Annotated in this window: 9 protein-coding genes and 1 pseudogene; all 10 read left to right on the top strand. The window is 63.2% G+C overall.

What is annotated here, in order from left to right; all coding sequences use genetic code 11:
* Positions 1–173: pseudogene (locus tag KGA96_RS24635) on the top strand (cobalamin biosynthesis protein); the annotation flags it as partial.
* Positions 166–1158, top strand: coding sequence for a threonine-phosphate decarboxylase CobD (cobD, locus tag KGA96_RS24630; protein WP_046037625.1), 993 nt, complete (start codon positions 166–168; stop codon positions 1156–1158). The pseudogene KGA96_RS24635 and the gene cobD, both read left to right, overlap by 8 nt.
* Positions 1155–2606 carry a cobyric acid synthase gene (locus KGA96_RS24625; protein ID WP_046037624.1) on the top strand — a complete coding sequence of 484 codons (1452 nt, stop codon included), beginning with the start codon at positions 1155–1157 and terminating at the stop codon, positions 2604–2606. Before cobD ends, KGA96_RS24625 begins: the two co-directional genes overlap by 4 nt.
* Positions 2607–2769: 163 nt before the next feature.
* Positions 2770–3291 (top strand): bifunctional adenosylcobinamide kinase/adenosylcobinamide-phosphate guanylyltransferase, encoded by a 522-nt coding sequence (cobU, locus tag KGA96_RS24620; protein WP_223467137.1) that lies wholly within the window; start codon positions 2770–2772, stop codon positions 3289–3291.
* The gene (gene cobT / locus KGA96_RS24615) at positions 3288–4343 is read left to right on the top strand and encodes a nicotinate-nucleotide--dimethylbenzimidazole phosphoribosyltransferase (protein ID WP_223515192.1); all 1056 of its coding nucleotides are present in this window, start codon (positions 3288–3290) and stop codon (positions 4341–4343) included. The genes cobU and cobT overlap by 4 nt, the downstream gene beginning before the upstream one ends.
* Complete coding sequence (gene cobC / locus KGA96_RS24610) at positions 4340–4915, top strand: alpha-ribazole phosphatase family protein (protein ID WP_223467133.1); 576 nt, start codon at positions 4340–4342, stop codon at positions 4913–4915. The genes cobT and cobC overlap by 4 nt, the downstream gene beginning before the upstream one ends.
* A 2-nt stretch (positions 4916–4917) precedes the next feature.
* Positions 4918–5649, top strand: a complete 732-nt coding sequence (locus KGA96_RS24605; protein ID WP_046037620.1) for an adenosylcobinamide-GDP ribazoletransferase — start codon at positions 4918–4920, stop codon at positions 5647–5649.
* A gap of 117 nt (positions 5650–5766) precedes the next feature.
* Positions 5767–6171 (top strand): MarR family winged helix-turn-helix transcriptional regulator, encoded by a 405-nt coding sequence (locus KGA96_RS24600; RefSeq protein ID WP_046037619.1) that lies wholly within the window; start codon positions 5767–5769, stop codon positions 6169–6171.
* A 52-nt stretch (positions 6172–6223) separates the two neighbouring features.
* Entirely contained in the window at positions 6224–7432 is a 1209-nt protein-coding gene (locus KGA96_RS24595; protein WP_046037618.1) for an MFS transporter, read from the top strand.
* Entirely contained in the window at positions 7429–7551 is a 123-nt protein-coding gene (locus tag KGA96_RS29675; RefSeq protein WP_007977581.1) for a hypothetical protein, read from the top strand. Before KGA96_RS24595 ends, KGA96_RS29675 begins: the two co-directional genes overlap by 4 nt.
* The last annotated feature ends 42 nt before the right edge of the window (positions 7552–7593 follow it).

Here is a 7593-nt window from a genome sequence, read left to right as displayed (position 1 = left end):
GCGTCGAGTTGGGTGGGGCGGCGATTTATCACGGCGAACTGCATCAGCGTCCGCAGTTGGGCGAAGGTGTGCCGGCGGATGCCGACTCCATTGACCGAGGCTGGCAATTGGTCCAGCGCGGGGTATGGTTATGGCTGCTGATTCTCTGCCTGGGGGCCGAATTTTATGCTTGAGCACGGTGGGCGACTGCGCAAGGCGGCGCTCGAATACGGCATAGATGAAGCCGACTGGCTGGACCTGTCCACGGGGCTTGCACCCTGGCCGTTCTCGGTGCCGGATATTCCGCTGCGAGCCTGGGCCCGTTTGCCGGAGGCGGACGACGGCCTTGAGCTGGCCGCCTGTGATTACTACGGCACCCTGCAGGCATTGCCGGTGGCCGGCTCGCAAATGGCGATTCAACTGCTACCGCGATTGCGTCGGGCGGGCAAGGTCGGCGTGCTGTCACCCTGTTACGCCGAACACGCCGAAGCGTGGCGTCGCAACGGCTACATCGTGCGTGAAGTGCTGGAGCAGGAAGTCGACTTCTTTATCGACAGTTTCGACGTGCTGGTGGTGGTCAATCCGAATAACCCCACGGGCCTGAGCCTCACCCCCAGTCGCCTGCTCGACTGGCACACGCGACTGGCCCAGCGCGGTGGCTGGCTGGTGGTGGACGAAGCGTTCATGGATAACACGCCGCAACTGAGCCTGGCGCCGTTTGCCCATCAAGTCGGATTGATCGTCTTGCGCTCGTTCGGCAAGTTTTTCGGTCTGGCCGGTGTGCGCCTGGGGTTTGTGCTGGCCGAGCGTAAGTTGCTCAAGTTGCTGGCTGAACAAGTGGGTCCCTGGGCCGTGAGCGGGGCAACCCGGGTAGTGGGCCAGGCCTGCCTGCGCGATACCGAGGCGCAAACGGCGCAACGGGTGCGCACCGAGGAGGCCAGCGAGCGCCTTGAGTCGTTGCTGGCGCAACACGGCTTCGAGCCCCAGGGCGGTTGTGCGCTGTTCCAGTGGCTGATCACCGAGCGCGCCGAAGAACTGCATGAGTTCATGGCCCGGCGCGGCATTCTCCTGCGGTTGTTCACGCACAACAGCAGCCTGCGATTCGGCTTGCCCGGTGACGAAATCGCCTGGGTGCGACTGGCGCAGGCATTCGAAGAATTCCCGAAGGAAAACCAATGACCACGCTGATGGTGCAGGGCACCACATCGGATGCCGGCAAAAGCACGCTGGTGACTGCGCTGTGCCGTTGGGTCACGCGTCAGGGTGTAAGGGTGGTGCCGTTCAAACCGCAGAACATGGCCCTCAACAGTGCGGTGACCGCCGACGGTGGCGAGATTGGCCGCGCCCAGGCGGTCCAGGCCCAGGCCGCGAACCTTGAACCGCACACTGACATGAACCCGGTGTTGCTCAAGCCCAACAGTGACACCGGTGCCCAGGTGATCATCCATGGCCGCGCCGTCACGACCATGAACGCCGTCGCCTATCACGACTACAAAACCATCGCCATGCAAGCGGTGCTGGCCTCCCACGAGCGCTTGAGCGCGGCCTATCCGCTGGTGATGGTCGAGGGCGCAGGCTCGCCGGCGGAAATCAATCTGCGGGCCGGGGACATCGCCAACATGGGCTTCGCCGAAGCGGTGGATTGCCCGGTGCTGCTGATTGCCGATATCAATCGCGGCGGGGTTTTCGCCCATCTGGTCGGTACCCTCGAACTACTGTCGCCGAGCGAACAGGCGCGGGTCAAAGGGTTCGTCATCAATCGTTTTCGTGGCGACATCGCGTTGCTGCAACCCGGTCTCGACTGGCTCGAAGAGCGCACCGGCAAACCGGTGATCGGTGTGCTGCCGTACGTGATGGACCTGCACCTGGAGGCCGAGGACGGCATCGATCAACGCCAGACCGACAAAGCCGAACAGGTGCTGAAGGTGGTGGTGCCGGTGCTGCCGCGCATCAGCAATCACACCGATTTCGATCCGCTGCGCCTGCATCCGCAAGTGGACCTGCAATTCATCGGCCCCGGCCAGGCGATTCCGCCCACCGACCTGATCATTCTTCCCGGCTCGAAAAGTGTGCGCAGCGACCTCGCGTACCTGCGGGCCAACGGCTGGGACACCGCCATCGCCCGGCACCTGCGTTACGGCGGGAAACTGCTGGGGATCTGTGGCGGCCTGCAGATGCTCGGTGAGCAGGTGCATGATCCGCTGGGTCTTGAAGGTGCGCCGGGTTCCAGTGCCGGTTTGGGGCTGCTGGCGTTCCAGACCCGGCTCGAACAAGAGAAGCAGTTGCGCAATGTGCGTGGTCGCCTGGCGCTGGAAGATGCGCCGGTGGCGGGTTATGAAATTCATGCCGGCGTGACCACCGGGCCGGCGCTGGAAAACGCCGCCGTGCAACTGGATGACGGCCGCTGTGATGGTGCGCAAAGTGCTGACGGGCAGATTTTCGGCACCTACCTGCACGGGCTGTTCGAATCGCCGGCGGCGTGCAGTGCGCTGCTGCGCTGGGCGGGTTTGCAGGAGGTGCAGGACGTGGATTATCACGGGCTGCGCGAGCGCGATATCGAGCGGCTGGCGGATCTGGTGGAGAAGCATCTGGATACCGGGTTGTTGCGGCATCTCTGCGGGATTTGAGGTGTCTGCAATGGCCTCATCGCGGGCAAGTCGGATCGCCGCATCGCCGCTCCCACAGAGATTTGGGTTGACCATGAAATTTGAGTACACCTCGTAACACTGTGGGAGCGGGCTTGCCCGCGAAGAGGGCAGTCGCCTCACCGAAAATTCTAGGGAAACAACCATGCTCCAACTGATCCTCGGCGGCGCCCGCTCCGGCAAGAGTCGCCTGGCTGAAAAGCTCGCCATCGACAGCGCCCTGGCCGTGACCTACATCGCCACCAGCCAGCCACTGGACGGAGAAATGAGCGAGCGGGTGGCCCATCACCGCGCCCGTCGTCCTGCCGAATGGGCGTTGATCGAAGAACCGCTGGAACTGGCCCGGGTGCTGTGCGAATCCGCCCGTGCCGACCGCTGCCTGCTGGTGGATTGCCTGACCCTGTGGCTCACCAATCTGCTAATGCTCGACGATGCCGAGCGCTTGCAAGCCGAGCGTGATGCCTTGCTGGACTGCCTGGCGTCGCTGCCGGGTGAAATCATTTTTGTCAGCAACGAGACCGGAATGGGTGTCGTGCCGCTGGGCGAATTGACTCGCCGCTATGTCGATGAAGCCGGTTGGCTGCATCAAGCTCTGGCTGAGCGTTGTCAGCGTGTCGTCCTGACCGTCGCCGGCCTGCCCCTGACTCTGAAAGGAACTGCGTTATGACTCAATCCTGGTGGCTGAACCCGTGTAAGCCGGTCGATACCCAAGTGGTGGAACAGGCTCAGGCGCGGCAACAGCAACTGACCAAACCGGCTGGCTCCCTTGGCCAGCTGGAAGCGGTGGCGGTGCAACTGGCGGGCTTGCAGGGGCGGGTCAAGCCAAGCTTGGAGCAGGTGTGGATCGCGATTTTTGCCGGTGACCACGGCGTCGTCGCCGAGGGTGTGTCGGCGTTTCCCCAGGAAGTGACCGGGCAGATGCTGCTCAACTTCGTCAGCGGTGGTGCCGCGATCAGCGTATTGGCGCGGCAACTGGGCGCTTCCCTTGAGGTGGTTGACCTTGGCACGGTAACGCCGTCGCTGAACCTGCCGGGTGTACTTCACCTGAATGTCGGCCCGGGCACGGCAAATTTTGTACAGGGACCGGCCATGACCGAAGCCCAGGGGCAACTCGCCCTGCAGGCCGGCCGTGACAGCGTGCAGCGGGCAATTGCCACTGGTGCGCAGTTGTTTATCGGTGGCGAAATGGGCATCGGTAATACCACCGCCGCCAGCGCCCTGGCGTGCGCGCTGCTCGATTGCCCAGTGGTGCATTTGACCGGGCCTGGCACCGGGCTCAATGCCGAAGGTGTCAGCCACAAGGCCCAAGTGATCGAGCGCGCCCTGGCATTGCATGGCGCGCAACGTGGCGATGCCTTGCAGACCCTGTTCAACCTCGGCGGTTTTGAGATCGCCGCGTTGGTCGGTGCCTATCTCGCCTGTGCCCAAGAAGGTGTCGCGGTGCTGGTGGACGGCTTCATTTGCAGTGTCGCGGCGCTGGTCGCAGTACGCTTGAATCCTGAGTGCCGTCAGTGGTTGTTGTTCGGCCATCGTGGCGCCGAGCCGGGGCATCGTCATGTGCTGGAAACCCTGAATGCACAGCCGTTGCTCGATCTCGGTCTGCGGCTTGGCGAAGGCAGTGGCGCGGCATTGGCAGTGCCGCTGCTGCGCCTGGCGTGCGACCTGCACGGGCAGATGGCGACCTTCGCCGAAGCCGCCGTGGCAGATCGTCCGGCATGACCTTGCGCGTGGATCTGTTGCGTCACGGTGAAACCGAACTTGGCGGCGGCTTGCGCGGCAGTATCGATGATGCGTTGACCGACACGGGCTGGGCGCAGATGCGCGCCGCCGTGGTCGGGCAAGGGCCGTGGGATCGGCTGGTCAGTTCACCCTTGCAGCGTTGTGCACGGTTTGCCGAGGAGCTCGGTGCGCAATTGGGCGTGCCGGTGCAACTGGATAAAGACCTGCAAGAGCTGCATTTCGGCGCCTGGGAAGGGCAGAGCGCGGCAGCGTTGATGGAAACCGACGCGCAGGCCCTGGGTTTGTTCTGGGCCGATCCATATTCGTTCACGCCACCTCAAGGTGAGCCGGTTGCAGACTTTTCGACACGGGTGCTGGCAGCGCTGAAGCGTTTGCACGCGACCTGTGCCGGTGAGCGCATTCTGCTGATCAGCCATGGCGGTGTGATGCGCCTGTTGCTGGCACAAGCGCGCGGGCTGCCACGGGAGCAACTGCTCAACGTTGAGGTCGGGCATGGCGCGCTGTTTTCGCTGACGGTGGAGCCTGCGGGCGTGTTGAAGGAAGTGCTCTGACCATGTTGCCATTCTGGATCGCCCTGCAATTTCTCAGCAGCCTGCCGATTCGCCTGCCTGGTATGCCTGAGCCCAGGGAACTGGGGCGGTCGCTGCTGTTTTATCCGCTGGTGGGATTACTCTTTGGCGCGATTCTGTGGGCGGTCAACTGGCTGTTGCTAGGCACGCCGACCTTGTTGCACGCGGCACTGTTGCTGAGCCTTTGGGTGCTGCTCAGCGGCGGCTTGCATCTCGATGGCCTGGCGGACAGCGCTGATGCCTGGCTTGGTGGTTTTGGCGACCGCGAGCGTACGCTGACGATTATGAAAGACCCGCGCAGCGGGCCGATCGCTGTGGTGACGCTGGTGCTGGTGTTGTTGCTCAAGTTCACCGCGCTGCTGGCGCTGATCGAACAGCCGCATTCACTGGCATTGATCATCGTGCCGTTGATCGGTCGTAGCGCATTGCTCGGCTTGTTCCTGACTACGCCGTATGTGCGTGCCGGTGGCCTGGGCCAGGCATTGGCCGATCATCTCCCGCGTTCGGCGGGCAAGCAGGTGTTGGCGGTCAGTGCGCTGGCTTGTGTGTTGATTGCAGGCGTCAGCGGTGCGCTGGCGGTGGTGTTGGCGGCGCTGGGGTTTGTCTGGCTGCGCCAGGTGATGTTGCGGCGCCTGGGCGGCACGACAGGGGACACGGCGGGCGCGATGCTGGAGTTGCTGGAAGTTGCAGTGCTGGTAGGCTTGGCGCTGGCCTGATCGGGTTGTGTTGAGCGTTCCTGCCTGCTCGCGATAGCGATCTTCGGGGCACAGCCCAATCACTGAACAAGCCCCATGCCACTTGATTTAAGCGACTCGCGGGTATATACACGCACCATGCTCGACTCTCAATGTTTATGCATCAACCTGCGTCGCGCCGCCCGTGGCGTCAGCAGGCACTACGACGGCGCTCTCGATGGCTTCGGGATCAACGTTGCGCAGTATTCTTTGCTGTGCAACCTGCAACGTCTGGACCAGCCGAGCATCTCGACCCTGGCCGAGGCCATGGGCCTGGATCGCAGCACCCTGGGGCGCAATTTGCGGGTGCTGGAGGGTGATGGCCTGGTGACGCTGGTCGAAGGCGAGGACATGCGCAACCGCATCGTTCTGCTGACCGAGGCCGGGGCTGAGCGCCTCAAGGCTGCCTTGCCGGCCTGGGAAGCCGCACAGCAACGCTTGATCGATCGCCTTGGCGCCGAGAAGCGCGAAACCTTATTGAAGCTGCTGGACGAACTGGCATGATGCCGGTTTTTCCGATCATAAGCGGGTATATACCCGCTACCGGAGAACAACAATGACATCGATGTGGCGTACATGCGGCTGGGTTCTGTTGGGGAGTGCGCTGATCCTTGCGTTGTCGCTGGGCGTTCGACATGGCTTCGGGCTGTTTCTGGCGCCGATGAGCGCCGAGTTCGGTTGGGGGCGTGAAGTCTTTGCCTTCGCTATCGCCCTGCAGAACCTGATCTGGGGGCTCGCACAGCCGTTCACCGGTGCCCTGGCCGACCGCTTCGGCGCGGCAAAAGTGGTGCTGATCGGTGGCGTCCTGTACGCGGCCGGGCTGATTTGCATGGGGCTCTCCGACTCGGCAATGACCCTGTCCCTGAGCGCGGGCCTGCTGATCGGCATCGGACTGTCCGGTACGTCGTTCTCGGTGATCCTGGGGGTGGTCGGCCGCGCGGTGCCGCCGGAAAAACGCAGCATGGGCATGGGGATCGCCAGTGCGGCCGGTTCGTTCGGCCAGTTTGCGATGTTGCCCGGCACACTCGGTTTGATCGGATGGCTTGGCTGGTCCGCGGCGTTGCTGGCGCTGGGCTTGCTGGTGGCATTGATCGTGCCGCTGGTGAGCATGCTCAAGGACAAGCCGCTGCCCGTCCTGGGCCACGAACAGACCCTTGGCGAAGCTCTGCGCGAAGCCTGCTCCCATTCCGGATTCTGGCTGCTGGCGTTCGGCTTTTTTGTGTGCGGATTCCAGGTGGTGTTCATCGGTGTGCACCTGCCGGCCTATCTGGTGGATCAACACCTTCCGGCGACGGTCGGCACCACGGTGCTGGCGCTGATCGGCCTGTTCAACATCTTCGGCACCTATACGGCCGGATGGCTCGGCGGGCGCATGTCCAAGCCGCGTTTGCTCACCGGTCTGTACTTGCTGCGGGCGGTTGTCATTGCGTTGTTCCTGTGGGCGCCGGTGACGACCACCACGGCTTACCTGTTCGGCATGGCCATGGGCTTCCTGTGGCTGTCGACGGTGCCGTTGACCAACGGCACGGTGGCGACCTTGTTTGGCGTGCGAAACCTGTCCATGCTCGGTGGGATTGTTTTCCTGTTTCACCAACTCGGCTCGTTCCTGGGCGGCTGGCTGGGTGGCGTGGTGTATGACCGAACCGGGAGTTATGACTTGATCTGGCAGGTGGCAATTCTCTTGAGTCTGTTGGCCGCTGCCCTCAACTGGCCGGTACGTGAGCGACCGGTAGAGCGTCTGCAATCACAAATGAGTGCGATATGAACAGTCTTTGGCCGCGGATCGCTGTAGCCGCCGTCTGCGCCTTATTGCTGGCGTTGTCGTGGTGGGGCTGGCATCAGGGCGGGCTAGCGCTGATGCAGTTGGGCATGGGTGCTTGCTAGCGAGCGGCGAGGGCGAGTAACGTCGCTTTTGACGAATTATCA

Origin of the sequence: Pseudomonas sp. GL-R-26 (assembly GCF_019947365.1) — a bacterium.
Taxonomy (GTDB): domain Bacteria; phylum Pseudomonadota; class Gammaproteobacteria; order Pseudomonadales; family Pseudomonadaceae; genus Aquipseudomonas.
Note: the sequence above shows the minus strand (reverse complement) of the source record. Positions and strands in the feature narration are given on the sequence as shown.

Coding starts and splice junctions, on each gene's coding strand:
- KGA96_RS24605 (WP_046037620.1), top strand. CDS start 4,918: ATGTTGCCATTCTGGATCGCCCTGCAATTTCTCAGCAGCCTGCCGATT.
- KGA96_RS24625 (WP_046037624.1), top strand. CDS start 1,155: ATGACCACGCTGATGGTGCAGGGCACCACATCGGATGCCGGCAAAAGC.
- cobD (WP_046037625.1), top strand. CDS start 166: ATGCTTGAGCACGGTGGGCGACTGCGCAAGGCGGCGCTCGAATACGGC.
- cobT (WP_223515192.1), top strand. CDS start 3,288: ATGACTCAATCCTGGTGGCTGAACCCGTGTAAGCCGGTCGATACCCAA.
- KGA96_RS24595 (WP_046037618.1), top strand. CDS start 6,224: ATGACATCGATGTGGCGTACATGCGGCTGGGTTCTGTTGGGGAGTGCG.
- cobU (WP_223467137.1), top strand. CDS start 2,770: ATGCTCCAACTGATCCTCGGCGGCGCCCGCTCCGGCAAGAGTCGCCTG.
- cobC (WP_223467133.1), top strand. CDS start 4,340: ATGACCTTGCGCGTGGATCTGTTGCGTCACGGTGAAACCGAACTTGGC.
- KGA96_RS24600 (WP_046037619.1), top strand. CDS start 5,767: ATGCTCGACTCTCAATGTTTATGCATCAACCTGCGTCGCGCCGCCCGT.
- KGA96_RS29675 (WP_007977581.1), top strand. CDS start 7,429: ATGAACAGTCTTTGGCCGCGGATCGCTGTAGCCGCCGTCTGCGCCTTA.